Here is a 16,365-nt window from a genome sequence, read left to right on the forward strand (position 1 = left end):
GTCTTGCCGAAGACGTTGAGGAGGACGGCACGCTGCAGGCGCTCGCGGTACGCGTCGTCTTCCTCGGCGTGGTACTTCGGCAGGTAGGTGCGCCCCGCCTCGCGCATGGCAGTGGTGCCGCCCAGGAGGGCGAGGACGAGGGCCCACGCGGGCTGCATGTTCCGGTAGGCGCTGCTGGGGGTGCTGACGTCGGCGGTGGCGCTCATCCGGACACCTCACCGGGCGTGGCCGGCACCATGCGGCGGATGGAGTCCTCACCGCGCACCACGGTGAAGAGGCTCGCCACCACGTGGCCCTGCATGGCGGACGGGCCGGACAGCAGCAGGTGCACGAGGTACCCGTCGGAGACGTAGAGGGCCGGTGCGCTCGCGGCCGGCATGGGGCAGGCCATCACCGGTAGCTCCTCACCTGGAAGGTGGGCGTGCCGTCACCCAGCATCAGCTCCGTCAGCGCCCACACTGCCGCGTCCATGCGGTTGGGGCTCCACGTCGACTCGCCCGGCACCCACGTCGTCTGCTCGTCCTCCAGGGCGGCGAGGCGGCCGACGTGGTGGGCCATCCCGCGCTCGTAGAGGGCCGCCACCGGCTCCGCGCGCTTCGCCTTGCCACGCGAGGCCGTCACCACCTTCACGTTGACGTGCTTCCGCGTCTCGCGCGCCTTGCTGCGGATGGTGGTTTCCACCATGTCGCCGCCGTAGTTCTTCTCGCCGACAATGGCGTCCGCGCTCTCCTTCTCGTAGACGGCCAGGGACTTCGCGGCCCAGCCCTCGGCGGAGTACTTCCCGCTGGAGTCCAGCCACACGTAGGCGTGGCCGTTGCTGGCCTTGCCTGCGCAGATGATGCCCACCTCGTCGTTGGCCGGGCCGTCGCCACCGGCCGGGTCCACCGCCACCACCACGCGCACCATGGGCAGCGGGTTGCCCTCCGCGTCCTTGGGCTTCTCGGAGACGCGGGTGTTGTCCAACACCTCCTGCGTCCACAGCGCGCCCACCGCGGCGGCCTTGAAGGCCTCCTCCACCGTCGCCGGGTACTCGCGGCGGAAGTCGTGGATGCCCTTCTCGTAGACGGAAATCTTCGCCCGGCGCCAGGCGAGCTGCTCGTCGTCCAGATCGAAGCCGTGGGCCGTACGGCAGAGGTCCGCGTACCGCACCTCCTCGCTGGTGCGCTCGAAGCCCTCTGGCACCTGGCGCCGGTACTCTTCCTGCCAGAACCACGGCACGAAGATGAGCTCGAAGTCGTTCTCCCCCTTCCGCGCCGCCTCGCACAGGTGGTGGAAGAGGCCGTGGGGCCCGTCGCTGGTGCTCTCCAGGATGATTTCTGTGCCGCGCGCGGTGGGCACGCCCTCCAGCACGCCGCGCATGTGCGTCTCGGCGTTCGGCCAGAAGGCGACTTCCGAGCCGTGGAAGTACTGGATGGTGCTGCTGCGCCCCGTCCCCTTCGCCCCTGCGGTGCCCACCTTGTAGCCGGAGGAGAGCTTGTCGAAGAGGAGCTCCTTCGCGTTGGAGGCGCTCGTCGAGGGCTTCACCAGGGCCGGCACGTGGTCGTGGTACCGCTTCGCCATGTCGAAGAGGTTCACCGTCGCCGCGTCCTCGTGCGTGAGGATGTAGGCGCGCACGCCCTTCAGGTGGCTCACCTTCCAGTAGAAGCGGGCCTCCACGTACGTGCTGCACCCCTGCTGGCGCCCCTTCAGGACGATGGCCCGCACGAAGCCCCGGCGCTTCAGCTGCGCCTCCAGCTTCTCGTGGATGTACAGCTGGGCGCGGTTGAGCTTCAGGCACGGCAGATCGCCGCCCGTCACCTCCTTGGTGCGAATCTTCAGACACCGCGAGGCGTAGTGCGGGAAGTCGTCCTTCAGCCGCTGGCGGATGGCCTTCTCCCGCGGGGAGAGGGGCGCTGGCTTCGCGCCCTGGTGAGCGGCCGCAGCGGGCGCGCGGCGTCGGGCCGTGGCGCTCATTCCAGTGCCCCCAGCGCGTCCTCGTGCTGGTGCTGGACGACGGCCTCCACCTTGTCGACGAAGAGGCGCAGGTGCTTGCCCAGCAGCTCCAGGGACTTCGGCTTGTCCCAGAGCTTCACCTTCGCCACGGTGCCGATGGCGGCCCCGTCCACGGCGAGCTGCTCCACCTCGATGCTGGAGATGGCCCTACGCAGGTGGGCGGGCATCTCCTTCAGCGGCAGCAGGGCACCGTCCTGGTTGAAGGCGTCGCCGATGTCCGTCCGGGCGATGAGGAGCAGCTCACGGAGGACGTCGTCCGCCTTCACCTCGACGCGCTCGGCCCGGGCGGCCTTGGCGGCATCCACCACCGCCCGGACCTTGGGATTCGTTAGCAACTTCGAGGCCGTCACCTCGGCGCCGCGCTCGGAGTAGCCGGCGCGCATGGCGGCCTGCTTCCCGTTCAGGTCGACCAGGTACTCCTGCGCGAAGCGCTCCTGCTTCGGCGTCAGCGCCTGGGCGCGCGACTCACCCGCCGGCTTCTTCCGGCTGGGGCGCGAGCTGGGCTTCCGAGGAGGCGTGCTTCCCACGGCACCGAGTCTCCGGTGTCGCGTGGACAACGTCCGGCGCGGGCGCGGGGCGTCGGCCCTTCTTCATCAGCACCGGGGGCTCTTCCCCGGCCCCACCACGGAGAAACCGTGTCCCACATTCCGCGCTACTGCCCCGCCTGCCGCACCCACAACCCCGCCGATGAGCGCCACTGGTGCCCCGGGCTCGATGAGCTGCGCCGGCGCGCCGAGCGTCTCAAGTCCTGCGAGCACACCAACGCGTCGCCGCGCCCGGGCCGCAAGGAGTGGTACTGCCCCGACTGCGACTACCTGGGCCCGCGCCCTGACGGAGCCGCTTGGCCCGGCTGAAGCTGCTCAGCCCTCGCGGTTCGCGTCGTCGGACCAGAGCGGGAGCTGCGCCCCTGCCTCCACCCTCCGTTGCTGGGGGCGAGGGATGGGGGCCGGCGCGGGCTGCTCCCGCTGCACGTACGCCTGGGCCGCCTTCCGGAGCCGGTCCTGGGCGCGGGAGAACTCCTCCTCGCCCCCGTCGTCCGCCTCGGCGTAGGCCAGGGCCGCGGCCGTCAGCCGCTCCCAGGGCGTGGCGTAGGGCTCGCGCAGGGGCTCCGACATGGGCTGCTTGCGCCGCTGCCGCATGAGGTGCCCGAAACACCGTCGGTGCCGGGGCGCAGCGTCACGGGTACATCCGTCTTCGCAGCACAGGACTGGTGGGCGACAGGAGGCCATGGATGCCTCTACTGTGCCGCAGTCCAGGGCAGCCTGCGAGAGAAGCACAAGGAGCGATTGGGGTGTGCATCAAGGCGGTACGCGATGCGAGGGGTCGCCTCCCCATGCCTCGCGGCTACTGGCACTCCTCCCGTCTTGTCGTCAGGAAGCCCGTGAAAGCGCGGCGCGCGGCCTGTGCCCGTTGCTAGAGTTGATTCCCACACCTGATTTGGGGGGTACCTGGATGATCTGGAAGCGAATCACGAGGGCGGGAAAGCCGATTCCCAAGGGTCTCGATCCGCGATACCCGGAGCTGCTCGTCGTGCAGGTCAATCTCAGCGAGACGCCGCCACCCGAATGGCAGAAATACTTCCTCGACAGCGTGAATGTCCCCTTCACCTCCAACCAGCGAAACCATGAGCTGTTCGGCACAGAGGTGACGCTCTATCCCCGAGACCACGAGCTTGAGGCGTACGTTCGAAACGTCGATGAGCGAATCCAGGCGTCCAACACGCTCTATGAGCAGGTGAACCTTCCCCGAGTTCTGGCTGAGGAAGAACGACGGAAGCGCGAGGAGGCGGAGCAGAAGCGTCGCTTGGACGAGGCTCGGGAGCGCGCGAGCAAGCTGTAGACGCCTGGGTCACCCCAACCCTGCGGGGTCTACGAGCGAGTCGCTGTGGATAACCTGGGTGCCGACGGCCACTCCGTTCACAGTGAGTTGCTCCTCCTTAATGGAGGCGATGGCCTGGCACAGGGCCACGGACATCGCCTTCAGCGGGCGCAGGGCGCCGTGCTCGTCGAAGGCCTCGGCCAGGTCGGGGAGCGGCCGATGCGCAGCAACTTCAACTCGCTGCTATGGCCTACCCCACCTCGCCAGGGGCGGCAGGCGCAGGGCGCTGTCCCCGGGCGTCCTCGGTGCGCGCCTGGCCCAGTTCGGCTTCGGTGAGCCAGGCCTCCACCGTCTTGCGGTGCAGGCCTCAGGCGCTCCGCGATGTCTGCAGTGAGCAGGTTGGGGTTCGCTTCTCAGATGGCGATGGCGCGCTGTCTCTTCGCCTCGCGCCGCCCCTTCGTCAGGCACGGCATGGGGCCTCCCCTCCCCGCGCGGAATGTCCCCGGCAGCGGGTATGGGTGGTGGCCCGAGCGGTGCTTTCGCTGATGCTCCTGGACTCCGCGGGCCCGACCACTGGCGCGGCTGGCCCGCTTCCCCTCTACCTCCGACGGGTGCGCCCGGCCACTCGGGCGCACCGGCGCCGTCCCCATGCCTCACGGCGTATGCGACCATGCGCCGTTCCTCTGCGCCGAGAGCCACCACGTGACGAAGAAGCTCCACTCTCCCCTTCGAGCTGTCCCGCCCAGCGGATTACCAGCTGACACGCCCAAAGCGGCGCTCCAGCGCCAACGAGACGGGGCCCAACGGGCCATCACCCAACTTCGTGAGGCACTGCGCCACGCGGAAGAAGCCCAGCACCTCTTCGACGAGGCCCGCCGCACTGTGGAGCAGATGCAGCTCCCGGGTGTAGAACTGATGGAGCATCCCAACGGCCCCGAAGCAGGAGAGCGCCCGTGGCTTGGCGCCCTCGCCCTCCCCTACAAAACGTGGTGGGACAGGGAGGAGCGACGCCGAACCCTCCGCGAGGACATCCGGAAGCTCAAGTTCGCCCTGCACCGGTTCATGCGGAGGCAGCCTCCAGCTGACCTCCTATGACGGCGGCCCGCTCGCCAGCCACCGCCCGTGGCAGCGTCACCCCGGCTCGCGGCGCCAGCTTCCTCAACCCCGCGTAGGTGAGCCTGGGGAAGCGCTCCAGGACGGCGCTGTGGTGCACCCCCTCGCAGAGCAGTTCCAGCGCCTTCGCCCGCTGCTGGCGCCGGAGCTGGGCGGGCATCAGCCCCTCCGGACGGTCCGGGCCGAGGTCTCGCGGATCCGCACCCTCGCCCTCTGGCAGCGGTGGCTTGCGACAGCAGGCCATGCTCCTTCACCGTGCCTCATCCCGGGCCCGTCCGCACGGAACGCGTCGATGAGAACCCCGTGACAGCGGCAGCCATGTCAGCCCTGACGGGTAGGCTCTTTTCGCACCACAAACGCCACATCACTACACAGGAGGAAGCAACATGGCCGAGTCGACCATCGAAGAGACCGCCGCCAGGAACTGCGTGCACAAGCGCTTCAGCAAGGAGCGCATCATGGGGTCTCACACCGGAGACTACGAGTGCGACCACTGCGATAAGACCTTCTCCCTCGCCGAGAAGACGAGGATCGAGGAGGCCCATAAGCAGAACCAGAAGTAGCCGTCATCACGACGCACAGACACTACGACCGCCAGCCCGCTTAGCGCTGGCGGTCCCGGTTCTGGTCTGAACGTCCGCGGGGCATGTCTTGCGACCCCGACTACTCAGGCGGCGTCAGGGTTTGTTCATGTAGAGCCTGTAGGCGCCGAACAGGAGGTTGAACAGCACGGATGCCGTGCCAAGCCCCCAGTAGAGCAGCGCCCTCAAGTTCGGGTCGTCCATGGACGCACCCTTCCCTTTCTGCCGGAAGAGAGCTTCGACACGACGATTGCGAGTCGTGGAATGCCGAAGTACCTCTGCCGACGTTTGCTGATCGATTTGCTGCGATTTCAACGGATGCCGTCGTCGCTCTTTCTTCATCATGTACTCCTTGGTCATGTACTCCTTGGTCATGTACTCCTTGGTCATGCAGTACTTCTTCATGCAGTCCTTCTTGATTTAGTTCTACAGACGCGCGACTGTTGTCGTGCGAGTCGTGGAGTGCCGAAGCACCTCCGCGAGAAAGGGCGTCCACCTGGCAGGGTGGGTGCCCTTTCTTTTTGGCTGGCTACGACCTCCGCGACAGAATTCACCGTATGAGGGGTCCCAATCGTAGTCAACCTCGTGGGATTACCTTCCAAATCGGCACCAAGCTCAGAGGGAAAAAGGGCCAAATACATACGAAACCCCCTTATGAGCGGACTGGACCTAGCGAAGCTTTTGGGATGGGTCCTTGTAACCGCCTGAATTTACGAGTCAGTGCCCGCACGCAGCCGCTGAGCATCATGTGGAGCGTGTTGCGACGGACGCCCATCTCCGTGTGTACAGCATCACGTTGCCCTCTGCGCAGCAGCCTGTGGGCGAACTCGGCCAAGCACCGGGCCTTGCAAGCATCCTCGCCCCCTGGCCCGTGCAGGGGCACGCCGTCCTCGGCGTTCCGGCGCATCCAGGACGTCACCACCTCCAGCGGCAACAGGGATTACTCCGGCACGCGGCAAGCCACGACCTACCTCCCCTCCCGCTTCGCATCAGGTGGGTCTGGGAAGAACGGCAGATCCTTGTAGGCGTGCCCGTCGCGAATCTCCTGGATGCTCCTCCGGTCGCAGCCGTACAGCCGTGCTAGGTGGGCGACGGTTTAGCCGGCGGCGAGCGCCTCGCGGATGCGTCTCACCTCCTCGCGCAGGTCTCCCTTCCTGCACGTCACGGCCGCCTTTTGGCCGGCCCTGCCGGCGTGGCCAGTGCAGCGAGTCCGCGCTGCGCCGGCATCCGGGATGCCTTCGGCTTCTTCGGCCCCGCCTTCCTGAGCGCGCGGGGAGCGGCGGGCGCTGGAGGCACTGGGGGCGGAGGCGGCGCCAGTGCGTCCTGGGCGCGGACGGCTGCGGCGAGCGGGTCATCCCCCCAGGACAGCTCTACCAGTACGGAGGGCATACCCTGGGCCTGGGCGTACACCCAGCGCACCAGAGGCGAGGCATCATCCAGGCGTAGTTGCCGCGCCACCTCGTCGCGGATGCTCTTGAGGGCGGCGGGCAGGTTGTCCCCGCCATCGAGCTGACCCGGGGACACGCGCGTGAGGCGCACCACCAGCAGTGCGGGCCCGCTCCAGCCAGGCCACAGCAGGTGGGTGGCGTCACGCTGCCCCTTGGCGCGCTTATGCGTCTCCATGTGGTGCTCGCGGCGGTTGGTGATGTTGACGGTGCGCACGGGCACCTCGAACCGGATGCAGCTCACGTCCGGACCTCCTGCACGAGCTGCCCGTCCCGGCCCAGGATGAGCACGCGGCTTGGCCAACCCTCGTCGCGGCAGAGCGACACCATGTGCGCCGTCCCCTTCCCTAGGCTCGGGTCCGTGTGCGCGGCCACCCAGCCTACCCGGTGGCCCTCGGCGGCGAGCGCGCGGAGGGCATCGCGCATCGTCTCGTTGCGCCGTGGGCCGGCGCTGGCGCCCACGTGCTTCCAGTCCGCAGGGAAGCGCTCCACGTCGTGGACCTTGAACCAGGGCCACTCCAGGTGGGCCGCCACCTCCCAGAGCCGGTCCGCACCGAAGGCCTCGGGCTCGTCCGTCTTCCGCGCGTCGCCAGCCCCGTGGATGAGCCGCGTCCCGGGGTGCACCGCGAAGCGCCGCATGTACTCGCGCAGCACCGGCAGGTGCGCGAGGGTGAGTCCGCTGCTGCCGCAGGCCAGGAGCACCGTCATGCCGTCCCCGCTTCCTCGATGGCGATCAACCCAGCCCGGGTAAGCGTCCGCAAGAGGGGCGGCGGCACCGCGGCGAGCGCCTGCACCATGGCGACACGCGCGTGGCCTTCGGGGACAGGGGCGTCCCAGGCCAGCTTCCCGTGGCGGGCGGACAGGCCCTCCTCCACGGCGTAGAGCTTCTCCGCGTACGCCTTCGCCTTGCTCACCCGGAGCGCTGCCGCAACGGAGAGGAGCGCGTGGGCGAAGACGCGCGGGTCATTCCGGGCGATGTCGAGGGGAGCGCTCACGAGTGGACCTCCAGGGTGACTCGAATACGCCACAGCCCTGACGCGCCCCGCTTCTGGGCCAGGAGGGGCGCGAGCACGAGCGCCTTCCACTCCTCCGACGACACCCAGCCCCCGGAGTCGCCCGCGTTGACGTCGTAGACGACGAGGGCCGGGCCGGTGCGCTTCAGGCCCACCCAGTGCGTGTGGCGGTACTGGGCGCGCTCCGGCGCGGTGTCCCAGGTGCCGCGGAACTGGACGAACGCCAGGCCCAGCAGGTCGCCGGCCGGGAAGCCCTGGTGGACTTCGAAGCGCCGGGCGTTCGCCACCAGTGCGGCCTGCATCACCGTCGGCGTCGTCCAGGGCTTCGGGAAGTGCGGCCGCAGGCCCATGACGGGGACGCCGAGCACCGCAGCGAGGGCGCCCGGGCCGCAGTTGGCGCCCCAGGAGGCATGGGCTTCCAGCAGATCCGCCGGGGTGAAGAGCGAAGGGCAGCTCATCGCCGGCCGCCCTTCCCCGCCCACAGCTCCTCGCCCGCGCGGGAGAGGCTGGGCTTCTTCCCGCCCACCTGGAGGACGAAGGCGGACTCCTTCAGCCGGCGCTCCAGCCGTCCCGGCTTCGCCCGCTCCGCGTCCAGGTCCTTGCCGCGGTGACGCGGGCAGTGGAGCCACCCGGGCTCGGCCTCCGTCTCGCACCGGACACCTCCTGGCAGCGCGACGTCGCAGCGGGAGGGCCGCCAGCCGTCGAAGCGGGCCAGGAAGTCCCAGCGGCCCAGGTGGGTGGTGATGACGGTGCGGCGCTTCTCCCGGTACCGGGCGTCCAGCACGTCGTGGAGCAGGCCCAGGGACACGTCCCCCGCCCGCTCCGAGCCCAGGTCGTCCAGTACCAGCAGGTGGGTGCGGCGCAGGTCCTCCAGGCGCTCGCGGCCGGCGGAGGTGAAGGCCTCCATGCCTGCCAGCTCCGCCGCGGGTACGAAGAGGGCTGGGGGCACCTGCCGCCCGCCCCCGGCCTGCTGGCCCCAGGGGTAGTGGCGCGCGAAGTCAGCCAGGGCCACCACCGCCGCCTGTGTCTTCCCCGCGTCCGGCGGGCCCATAAGGAGGAGCCACGGGTACGGCGCGGGCCCGAGCCGGGCCTCCGGGTGGTGGGCGTCCGGCGGCAGCAGCGGGCGCGGCTGGGCGAGCCACTCGCGGGCGGCGCGCAGCGTGGGGCGCTCCTCGTCCAACTGGCGTAGGGGCTGGATGTGCCGGGTGCCCACACCCATCCGCGCGAGGTGCGCGGGCACGTCCACGTGGGCCTGCTCCTCCCGGCCCTCCCGCGCGCGGCGCAGCTGGCACTCGTATTCGGCGGCCTCGCGCAGGCGCCACATGTCCCACCACGTGTGGGCGTGCTCCACGCCGCGGTGCGCGCCCGGGCAATCCGGCGGGCACAGGACGAGGTCGCGGCCAGCGGTGGCCAACTCCCTGTCCTGGGCGCGCCGGGCGAGCGCGGCCGCGCGCACCGTCTCGCGCAGGCTGGTGTGCATGGGGGCTTCGGGGGACTCGGCTTCGGGGCGGCAAAGGGACATGAGGCCTCAGAAGGGCTGGGGGTACTCCTCGGGTGGGGAAGCAGGGGCGGGGCCGGCGGAGGCGCGACGCCCGGGTGGGCCGGTGCCGGCGCGCGCCTCGGGCTGGGCATTGGCCTCCCAGCGCTGGACGAGGTCCGCCAGGGTGTCGCAGCGCTGCCGGAAGGTGGCCGTCAGGCCGTGGCGCCAGCGGCGCAGCACCTCCGGCACCCCGCCCTGCCCGGCCAGCGACAGCAGCGTGCGCGACGCCGTGTCGTCCCGGCCTGGACGCCACGTGTAGGCAGCGCCCTTCACCTCGCGGAAGAGGCGGTCCACGCCGTCCTGCAGCGGCTCCACGGGCGCGTCGGCCTCCGGGGGCAGCTCGAAGGGAAGCGGCTCCGGCGCGGCGGCGGGCACCGGGGCGGGCGGAGCCAACGGCGGGGGCAGCCCCGGGGGCGCCTCAACTTCCCGGAGACGCACGCCCGCGTGGCCCAGGACTACGAGCGTCTGCCGCACCAACTCGAGGGCGCCCTCCGCCAGCCAGGCGGGCGCGTAGCGGTCGGCGCACGCGAGCACCAGGTGGCCGTCCTCTATCGCCTCCGGGCTCACGCGCAGGCGCAGCTGCCCGACGATGTGGTGTCGGCCGTCGGAGCCCAGCATGTCCAGCACCTGCCGCCACGCGCGCGCCGCGGGCGCCTCCGGAAGCATTTCCTGGGAGGGCGGAGCATCCCCGCCTGCGGACGGCAGTGGCTCCACGCTCCACGCGCCGGAGAGGAGCTGCTCGGCCACCTCGTAGCCGGCGTGCGTCTGGCCCTTCAGCACGTACACGAGGCACGCGCGCTGGCGGCTTCCCAGTTCGCCACGGCACACCGGGGAGCGCGGCACCCGGGCGAACACCTCCCGCCACTCCTCCAGCGGACGGCGCTCCAGGGCAGCCAGGGCATCCGCCAGGAGCACCCGGGACGTGCGCTCCCGCCAGGGCTCAAAGCCATGGGGGGCGGCCAGCTCGTTCCACGCCGCGCGCAGCGCCTGCACCAGAGCCGGCAGGGTGTCCGGCGTGCGGTGGTCACGCAAGCCAGCGGCGGCAGCGTCACGCAGGGCCGTAACGCTGGGCTGCGTGACGGCGGGGGCCCTCGTGCCCCTTTCTTCCCTGGCAGAGGGAGAAGGAGGAGAAGACTTCTTCTCCAGCGTCACGCTGCCTTCCAGCGTCACGGCGTTACGGTCACGCTGCCGAATCCGCCAGTCACGCTGCCGGGCTGCTGCAAGTTCCCGTTTTCTCTCCTCCCTCCCCTTCTCCCCCTCCTCCTGCGTAACGCTGGCCGTCACGCTGTCACGCTGGGGCGTCACGCTGGCCAGCGTTACGGGCTGCGTGACGGAGGTGTCCACCGGGCGCGCCGGGCGAGAGGGCGCCTCCATGGGGCGGGCCGCTAGGACGCTGGCGAGGACGCGCTCGTACGCGGCGCGCTCGCCCTCCGCGAAGGCTTCTGCGCGGATGCGCCCCTCGCGCTCGCGGGCCACCTCGGCGCGCAGGGCGTCCAGCTCGTCGTGGAGGGACGTCGGGTCGAAGGTGTGGGCGCAGCAGTCCCCTGCGGGCTCGCGGCGGTAGGTGGGCGCGTCGTCGGAGGCACCGTCACGTGCCGGCGCTGGTGTACCGGGTGGCCGAGCGCGGGGAAGTACCTGCTGGGCGTCCTCCACGGTGACGAGCTGGCCGGACAGCAGCCGCACCATGCCGGCAGGCGCGGGCGCGACTTCGTCCGGCTTGGGGGAGGAAGGCGCGGGGCTGGAGCGGCCGCGCTTCCCCGGCTGAGCGGGGCGGGGCTTCGCGCCGGTGCCCTCGGTAGGCTGGGGGCAGGTGCTCATGGCGCGCTCACCTGCTGCCCGCAGGCATGCGGCGGGCAGGTTGGTGCGGTGCAGCGCCAGGCACGGCAGCCCGGGCACTTCGTCATTGCCCTCTCGCACGTGCACTTCCGGAGGACGCGGGCCTTCAACGTGGCGGCCTCGCGCCCTCCGTGGCTCGCGGCGAGCGCCTCGTAGACGCGCCAGCGCGCCTCGCGGCTCTGGGCGACGGCGGCGAAGCCCAGACGCACCTGGGCCAGCACCAACGCCGGGAGCTCCCACAGCGTGTCCGCGGGCCCGGGCGTGCAGGCCACCGGCTCGGGCAGGGCCACCACGTCCTCCAGCCACAGGCCCACCGGCCCGACGTGCCACCGCGACTCGCGCGCGGTGTCAGGCCACAACAGGGAGACAGCGGAGAGGCGGCCCACCGCCACCACCGCGCACATCGGCAGGTCCTCGGCGCGCGGCGCGCCAACGCCGGGGCCGCCCGCCATCCAAGAGGCGTCGTCCTGCGAGTACTTCGCCGCCGCGCAGACGGCGATGTAGCAGCCCAGCACTCCCGGGGGCGGGGGGCGCTGGAGATTGAGCACGGGAGCGTTGCGGACCTCCACGGCCCAGGCCCACGGTTGAGGCGCCGTCACACCGAAGAGGCGGGCCCGCGTGGGTGCGTCGCAAGCGCTCACGCCGCCCTCCGGTTCTTCAGGAAGGACTCGGCCAGCTTCCGCACACGGCCCTCGTCCGTCTCCAGGCGCTCCATGAAGCTGGCCTGCGGGTCGCGCACGCCCTCCATCTGGTCGCGCTTGATGCCCAGCACGTCCGCCACCACCGGGTCCGAGCCGGAGTCCGACGTCAGGAAGTAGGCCATGACAGGGTCCGGCTGCCCGTCGCGGTGGACGCGGCCGATGGCCTGCTCATGGACGCCGGGGCTCCAGTCCAGCTCGCCGAATACCACCGTGCGGCAGCAGTGCTGGAGGCCGTCGAGCCCCGCCCCCGCGCGCAGCGACATGATGAGGATGGGCGTCTGCCCGGACTTGAAGCGCTGGGCCTGCTCCTCCTTCTGCGTCGGACTCTCCTGCCCGGTGAAGATGGCCGGCGAGTACTCCGCGAGGCGCTCCCGCCAGAGGGCGTAGACTTCGTGGTGCCAGCCGTACAGCAGCACCCGCTCGCCGTTCTCCACCAGCATGCGGACGAACTCCGCGACGAAGGGCGCCTTCGCGATGCCGGTGGCCTGGCGCAGCCGCCAGGACAACTCCCCCGAGGCCTGCATCCGCTCCTCGGGCTTCACCCCGCCCTGCGCGAGGATGATGCGGGCGAGTTCCGCCGCCTTGTCCTGCACCTCGTCGAGGACCTTGGTGTCCGACTCCACCGTGTGGATGTCGCGGGTGAGGGACGGCAGCTCCCGCCCGACGTCCTGCCGCGTGCGGCGCAGCATGAGGCCCGCGTCGCGCAGGTACGTGCCGAAGGCGCGCGGGTCCTTGAAGTTGAGCTTGTCGTCCACGCCGGTGCACCACTCCCGGCTGAACTCCTCGCGCGTCCCCAGCACCCCGGGCTTCAGGGCTTCGAGGACGTGAAACATCTCCCCGCCGTAGTTGTAGATGGGGGTGGCGGACAGGCCGATGGCGAAGGGCACGCGCTCGGCCAGGTAGTGCGCGGCCTTGTACTTCTCCGACTCCGGCCCGCGCCGCAGCTCCTGGCACTCGTCGAAGACGACGGCGCGCACGCCCGCGGAGACGAGCGTGTCCGCCCAGCCGGAAAGCTTGTGGTAGTTGAGGATGAGGACGTCGGGCCAGGGCAGCTTCTGCCCGCCACGCCCCCGGGTGACGTCCTCCGGCGTGGCGCGCTTCGCCACGTGGACGCGCAGGCGCGGGAGGAAGCGCGCCAGCTCGCGCTGCCACTGCCGGGGCAGGTGCGTCAGCGTCACCACCACCGCCGGCAGGGTGCGCTTGTCCGTGAAGCCCGTCAGCGCGGACGCCGTCTTGCCCAGGCCCACGTCGTCGGCCAGCAGCAGCCGCTGCAGGCGCAGCCACATGTCCGCGGCGCGGCGCTGGTAGTCGCGCGGCGGCACATTCATCTCGAAGTCCGGCGCCTGGTACTCAGCGGACAGCAGGTTGACTACCTGCTCCTCGCGCCGGGCGTGCTCGCGCGCACCGCGCCGGAGGAAAGCCTTCGCCTCCTGGCCCACCACCTCTAGCGGGTACCTCTCCAGGAACCACTCCAGCTCCCGGGCCGTCTCCTCGGTGGCCGCCAGCAGCACCTCCCCGACGTCGCTCTTGTTGACGCGCTCGAAGATGCGCTTCAGCCGCACGGCCACGTGGGGCTCCGCCTGCACCACCCACGCGGGCCTCTCCCCTCCCCGGTTGCCCAGCTTCCGCGCCTCCAGGCGCACCGTGCCGAACGTCTTCACAGCAGGCCTCCCCTCAACACGGCGACGCGCACGGGCTTGCCCTGCATGAGCGCGGGCAGGCAGTCGTGGCGGGCGCGGGTGGTGATGAGCGGGAGGGCGTGGACTTCCTCCCGCTCCGCGTAGCGCAGCAACTGGCGGGTGACTTCCGACAGGCCCCCGTCCACCTTCACTTCGAGGCCCACGTGGGCCTCCGTCAGCAGGAAGTCGATGCGGCCCGCTTCGCCCAGCGTCACCTCCCGCTGGAAGGCGATGCCGGCTTCCGTCAGCACCTGGGCGAGCGCGCCTTGAAGCAGGGCCTCACCGGCGCAGCGGAACCGGTGGCGGGTGACGAGGGCGCGGACCTGGTCCAGCACCGCGAGGGTGTCCGTGGGCGCGCTCATGCCGCGTACCCCTCGCGGCCCGGGCGGAACCAGAAGTCGCTCACGAGGGACCAGCCGTGGCCCAGCTTCGACTTCAGCGCGGCGCGCAGCTGCTCCTCCTGCCACACGAGCGCGCCGCCCGCGGGGATGCCGTCGCCCACCATGCTGCGCACCCGCGCGTCCGAGGAGGAGACAAACTCCAGGGGCCGGCCGTGCACCACGGGCGGCAGGCCCTGAAGCACCGCCAGCTCCAGCGTCGTCAGCGGCCGGTGCCAGCAGCCCGACAGCGGGGAGAGGATGGCCGGCGCCAGCAGGCCCTTCGGCGGCTCCCACCCCTCGGCGAGGAGCGCGAGGGCCAGGTGGATGCTGATGACGGCGCGGGGTGCCGGGCGCGGATCCGCGATGCTCGCCGGCCCGTTGTCGAGCTGCATGCTGCCCGTCACCGTTCGGGCGGGCTCGCCCCACTCCAACACGCCGTAGAAGCCGTTGCGGCAGTTGACGCCCACGCCCAGCGCTTCGAGGGCTGCGGCCGCACGCGAGTCCGCGAGGGCCGCCGGGGTGTTGCTGCCGCTCACCGCCGCAGAGCCGGAGACGGTGGGCGCCGGCTCGCGCTCGTCCAGCACCCCGAAGAGCCCCGGGCGCCCGGCGTAGGTGCCGGAGCCCTTCGCCGTCTGGCCCAGGCCGACGAGCTCCAGGACGCGCTGGTCGGCCACGGCGGGCGCGCCGCTGCCCGGGCGCGTGGCGGCCGTCACCGTGCCCGCCGGCTGGGCCCAGCCGCCCACCGCGTACTTGTTCCGGTGGCGCAGGGGGTTGTCAGTCCCCATGGCGATGCCGTCCAGGGCGCGCGGGTCCGCCACCGAGACGGGCATGCTGCCTCCGGAGACGTACGGCATGCCGATGACGGTACCGGCGGGCTTCTCCCATTCGATGACGCCGCACGTCCCGGCCCGGCCGTCCGCGCGCAGCGCCAGGGCGTCCAGCGGGCGCGCATCGGCAACCACGGCGGCACCAGCCTGGACGTCCGTGGTGCCCGTCACCGTCTTCCCCGGGCTGCCCCAATCCTGCACCCGGTACTGGTCGGTGAAGCGCTCGCCGCGGGCGTGGGTGAGCGCCACGCCCTCCAGCACCCGCGCGTCAGCGACGGCGGCCCCACCGTTCTGATGCTTGGCCACACCACGCACGGTAGGGCTGGGCTTGTCCCAGGCCGTGACTCCCGAGGCACCTGGGCGTGGAGAGTGCCCGAGCGCGAGCCCTGCCAGCCCGCGTGGGTCTTCCACTGCGCACATGCCCGCCCCACCAGGGCCGGACACCGTCGGCGCTGGCTCGCCCCACGCCTGGACGGGGTGCCGGCGGTGCACCTCGCGGCGCTGCTGGCCGGCAGCCACGGGGTTGCCTAGCTCCTGCTCCACCCTCTCGCGGAACGGGGCCGTGTCCATGCCCGTCGGCCACAGCCCGCGCGCCTCCAGCCAGGCCACCACGCCCCCGCGCGGCGGCAGGTCGCGCCAGTCCCCACCCGGCGGCACCAGCGCCAGGCGGACCGCGTTCAGCCACTCGATGCGCGGCAGCTTGTGGTGCTTGCCCGCGGCCGGGTCATCCGGCCAGGGCAGAGGCCCGAGCACCTCGCCCACGCCGCGCAGGCGCTTCTTCGAGGGCATCCCCACCGGCACCGGGCAGCGCTTCGCGTCGCGCCAGCAGATGGTCAACCGCTGGCGCTTCTGGGCGAGCCCCGCTTCCTCGCCCAGGTCGTGCTCCACCACCGACACCTCGTAGCCCGCGCGGCGGCCCAGGCGGACGACCTCCGCCAGGTTCTCCGGGCAGCGGTGCCGGTACGCGGGCACGTTCTCGATGACGACCATCACCGGCCTCGCGTCGCCCTTCCACGCCGCCAGCACCTTGCGCGAGGCCTTCACCGCGAGCCGGTTCATGTCCTGGTACTTCTTCGTGGCGGCGCGCTCCTTCGAGGTGAGCCGGCTCGCGCCCTTGCATGGGGGGCTCCACTTCATGAAGTACGGCGCCGTCTCCCCGAAGAAGGCGCGCAGCTCACGCGGACGCATCCGGCCGATGTCCGCGCAGAGGGAGCGCGCCCCGCTGAGCTTCGTGAACGTGTCGCAGCGCTCCTGCTCGAAGTCGACGCCGCCCACGTTGCGGACGGTGGCGCGGTGGCCGTCCACCACCACCTCGGCGCAGTCCGCGCCGTACGCGCCGACGCCCGCCCCACAGAAGAGGTACCCGACGGTGAACTCGTGCTCCTGTTGAATGCAACTGCTCATGGACGAACCCGGAGGACGACGGCAGCGCCAAGCGCC

Annotated in this window: 21 protein-coding genes; 3 read left to right on the forward strand and 18 right to left on the reverse strand. The window is 71.3% G+C overall.

The window, feature by feature from the left end; genetic code table 11:
• The 4 genes from OV208_RS40035 to OV208_RS40050 all read right to left on the reverse strand — a co-directional run.
• Positions 1 to 206 (reverse strand): hypothetical protein (locus tag OV208_RS40035; RefSeq protein WP_267579247.1); only part of this gene is annotated, 206 nt, incomplete at its 3' end.
• A complete protein-coding gene (locus OV208_RS40040) occupies positions 203 to 391 on the reverse strand; it encodes a hypothetical protein (protein WP_267579248.1) in 189 nt (62 codons plus the stop codon). The genes OV208_RS40040 and OV208_RS40035, both read right to left, overlap by 4 nt.
• Positions 391 to 1,953: a hypothetical protein gene (locus OV208_RS40045; RefSeq protein ID WP_267579249.1), complete on the reverse strand. Its 1,563-nt coding sequence runs from the start codon at positions 1,951 to 1,953 to the stop codon at positions 391 to 393. The genes OV208_RS40040 and OV208_RS40045 overlap by 1 nt, the downstream gene beginning before the upstream one ends.
• Positions 1,950 to 2,519: a terminase small subunit gene (locus OV208_RS40050; protein ID WP_267579250.1), complete on the reverse strand. Its 570-nt coding sequence runs from the start codon at positions 2,517 to 2,519 to the stop codon at positions 1,950 to 1,952. Before OV208_RS40050 ends, OV208_RS40045 begins: the two co-directional genes overlap by 4 nt.
• A gap of 108 nt (positions 2,520 to 2,627) precedes the next feature.
• On the opposite strand from OV208_RS40050, the gene OV208_RS40055 reads away from it, so the two are divergent.
• Positions 2,628 to 2,846: a hypothetical protein gene (locus OV208_RS40055; protein ID WP_267579251.1), complete on the forward strand. Its 219-nt coding sequence runs from the start codon at positions 2,628 to 2,630 to the stop codon at positions 2,844 to 2,846.
• A 6-nt stretch (positions 2,847 to 2,852) separates the two neighbouring features.
• Here OV208_RS40055 and OV208_RS40060 read toward each other — a convergent pair whose 3' ends face one another.
• A complete protein-coding gene (locus tag OV208_RS40060) occupies positions 2,853 to 3,131 on the reverse strand; it encodes a hypothetical protein (RefSeq protein WP_267579252.1) in 279 nt (92 codons plus the stop codon).
• A 313-nt stretch (positions 3,132 to 3,444) separates the two neighbouring features.
• Here OV208_RS40060 and OV208_RS40065 point away from each other — a divergent pair, with 313 nt between their 5' ends.
• Positions 3,445 to 3,831, forward strand: a complete 387-nt coding sequence (locus tag OV208_RS40065) for a hypothetical protein (protein WP_267579253.1) — start codon at positions 3,445 to 3,447, stop codon at positions 3,829 to 3,831.
• Positions 3,832 to 4,560: 729 nt separating this feature from the next.
• On the opposite strand, the gene OV208_RS40070 is transcribed toward OV208_RS40065, so the two are convergent.
• Both OV208_RS40070 and OV208_RS40075 read right to left on the reverse strand, forming a co-directional pair.
• Positions 4,561 to 4,734 (reverse strand): hypothetical protein, encoded by a 174-nt coding sequence (locus tag OV208_RS40070; protein WP_267579254.1) that lies wholly within the window; start codon positions 4,732 to 4,734, stop codon positions 4,561 to 4,563.
• Positions 4,735 to 4,870: 136 nt separating this feature from the next.
• On the reverse strand, positions 4,871 to 5,167 hold the full coding sequence (locus OV208_RS40075) for a hypothetical protein (protein ID WP_267579255.1): 297 nt from the start codon (positions 5,165 to 5,167) through the stop codon (positions 4,871 to 4,873).
• A 142-nt stretch (positions 5,168 to 5,309) separates the two neighbouring features.
• Between OV208_RS40075 and OV208_RS40080 the strand changes: the two genes are divergently transcribed.
• Positions 5,310 to 5,486, forward strand: coding sequence for a hypothetical protein (locus OV208_RS40080; protein WP_267579256.1), 177 nt, complete (start codon positions 5,310 to 5,312; stop codon positions 5,484 to 5,486).
• A 114-nt stretch (positions 5,487 to 5,600) separates the two neighbouring features.
• Here the strand turns inward: OV208_RS40080 and OV208_RS40085 are convergent, their stop codons facing one another.
• The 11 genes from OV208_RS40085 to OV208_RS40135 all read right to left on the reverse strand — a co-directional run bounded on the left by OV208_RS40085 (position 5,601) and on the right by OV208_RS40135 (position 16,329).
• On the reverse strand, positions 5,601 to 5,909 hold the full coding sequence (locus OV208_RS40085; RefSeq protein ID WP_267579257.1) for a hypothetical protein: 309 nt from the start codon (positions 5,907 to 5,909) through the stop codon (positions 5,601 to 5,603).
• A gap of 756 nt (positions 5,910 to 6,665) precedes the next feature.
• Entirely contained in the window at positions 6,666 to 7,193 is a 528-nt protein-coding gene (locus tag OV208_RS40090) for a hypothetical protein (RefSeq protein WP_267579258.1), read from the reverse strand.
• Complete coding sequence (locus tag OV208_RS40095; protein WP_267579259.1) at positions 7,190 to 7,657, reverse strand: hypothetical protein; 468 nt, start codon at positions 7,655 to 7,657, stop codon at positions 7,190 to 7,192. The genes OV208_RS40090 and OV208_RS40095 overlap by 4 nt, the downstream gene beginning before the upstream one ends.
• Positions 7,654 to 7,944, reverse strand: a complete 291-nt coding sequence (locus OV208_RS40100; protein ID WP_267579260.1) for a hypothetical protein — start codon at positions 7,942 to 7,944, stop codon at positions 7,654 to 7,656. The genes OV208_RS40095 and OV208_RS40100 overlap by 4 nt, the downstream gene beginning before the upstream one ends.
• On the reverse strand, positions 7,941 to 8,420 hold the full coding sequence (locus OV208_RS40105; RefSeq protein WP_267579261.1) for a hypothetical protein: 480 nt from the start codon (positions 8,418 to 8,420) through the stop codon (positions 7,941 to 7,943). The genes OV208_RS40100 and OV208_RS40105 overlap by 4 nt, the downstream gene beginning before the upstream one ends.
• Positions 8,417 to 9,484, reverse strand: coding sequence for a hypothetical protein (locus OV208_RS40110; protein WP_267579262.1), 1,068 nt, complete (start codon positions 9,482 to 9,484; stop codon positions 8,417 to 8,419). Before OV208_RS40110 ends, OV208_RS40105 begins: the two co-directional genes overlap by 4 nt.
• Positions 9,485 to 9,490: 6 nt before the next feature.
• Positions 9,491 to 11,320 carry a hypothetical protein gene (locus OV208_RS40115; RefSeq protein ID WP_267579263.1) on the reverse strand — a complete coding sequence of 610 codons (1,830 nt, stop codon included), beginning with the start codon at positions 11,318 to 11,320 and terminating at the stop codon, positions 9,491 to 9,493.
• Positions 11,317 to 11,979, reverse strand: coding sequence for a hypothetical protein (locus tag OV208_RS40120; protein ID WP_267579264.1), 663 nt, complete (start codon positions 11,977 to 11,979; stop codon positions 11,317 to 11,319). Before OV208_RS40120 ends, OV208_RS40115 begins: the two co-directional genes overlap by 4 nt.
• On the reverse strand, positions 11,976 to 13,700 hold the full coding sequence (locus tag OV208_RS40125) for a DEAD/DEAH box helicase (protein ID WP_267579265.1): 1,725 nt from the start codon (positions 13,698 to 13,700) through the stop codon (positions 11,976 to 11,978). Before OV208_RS40125 ends, OV208_RS40120 begins: the two co-directional genes overlap by 4 nt.
• On the reverse strand, positions 13,697 to 14,080 hold the full coding sequence (locus OV208_RS40130) for a hypothetical protein (protein WP_267579266.1): 384 nt from the start codon (positions 14,078 to 14,080) through the stop codon (positions 13,697 to 13,699). Before OV208_RS40130 ends, OV208_RS40125 begins: the two co-directional genes overlap by 4 nt.
• Positions 14,077 to 16,329, reverse strand: coding sequence for a DNA cytosine methyltransferase (locus tag OV208_RS40135; protein WP_267579267.1), 2,253 nt, complete (start codon positions 16,327 to 16,329; stop codon positions 14,077 to 14,079). Before OV208_RS40135 ends, OV208_RS40130 begins: the two co-directional genes overlap by 4 nt.
• Positions 16,330 to 16,365: the final 36 nt, after the last annotated feature.

Source organism: Corallococcus sp. bb12-1, assembly GCF_026626765.1.
Classification (GTDB): Bacteria; Myxococcota; Myxococcia; order Myxococcales; family Myxococcaceae; genus Corallococcus; species Corallococcus terminator.

Bases quoted from the DNA above. Each gene is read 5' to 3' on its own strand.
- OV208_RS40115 (WP_267579263.1), bottom strand. From the start codon at position 11,320: ATGAGCACCTGCCCCCAGCCTACCGAGGGCACCGGCGCGAAGCCCCGC.
- OV208_RS40065 (WP_267579253.1), top strand. From the start codon at position 3,445: ATGATCTGGAAGCGAATCACGAGGGCGGGAAAGCCGATTCCCAAGGGT.
- OV208_RS40130 (WP_267579266.1), bottom strand. From the start codon at position 14,080: ATGAGCGCGCCCACGGACACCCTCGCGGTGCTGGACCAGGTCCGCGCC.
- OV208_RS40060 (WP_267579252.1), bottom strand. From the start codon at position 3,131: ATGCGGCAGCGGCGCAAGCAGCCCATGTCGGAGCCCCTGCGCGAGCCC.
- OV208_RS40105 (WP_267579261.1), bottom strand. From the start codon at position 8,420: ATGAGCTGCCCTTCGCTCTTCACCCCGGCGGATCTGCTGGAAGCCCAT.
- OV208_RS40110 (WP_267579262.1), bottom strand. From the start codon at position 9,484: ATGTCCCTTTGCCGCCCCGAAGCCGAGTCCCCCGAAGCCCCCATGCAC.
- OV208_RS40070 (WP_267579254.1), bottom strand. From the start codon at position 4,734: ATGCTCCATCAGTTCTACACCCGGGAGCTGCATCTGCTCCACAGTGCG.
- OV208_RS40075 (WP_267579255.1), bottom strand. From the start codon at position 5,167: ATGGCCTGCTGTCGCAAGCCACCGCTGCCAGAGGGCGAGGGTGCGGAT.
- OV208_RS40095 (WP_267579259.1), bottom strand. From the start codon at position 7,657: ATGACGGTGCTCCTGGCCTGCGGCAGCAGCGGACTCACCCTCGCGCAC.
- OV208_RS40045 (WP_267579249.1), bottom strand. From the start codon at position 1,953: ATGAGCGCCACGGCCCGACGCCGCGCGCCCGCTGCGGCCGCTCACCAG.
- OV208_RS40135 (WP_267579267.1), bottom strand. From the start codon at position 16,329: ATGAGCAGTTGCATTCAACAGGAGCACGAGTTCACCGTCGGGTACCTC.
- OV208_RS40040 (WP_267579248.1), bottom strand. From the start codon at position 391: ATGGCCTGCCCCATGCCGGCCGCGAGCGCACCGGCCCTCTACGTCTCC.
- OV208_RS40085 (WP_267579257.1), bottom strand. From the start codon at position 5,909: ATGAAGAAGTACTGCATGACCAAGGAGTACATGACCAAGGAGTACATG.
- OV208_RS40080 (WP_267579256.1), top strand. From the start codon at position 5,310: ATGGCCGAGTCGACCATCGAAGAGACCGCCGCCAGGAACTGCGTGCAC.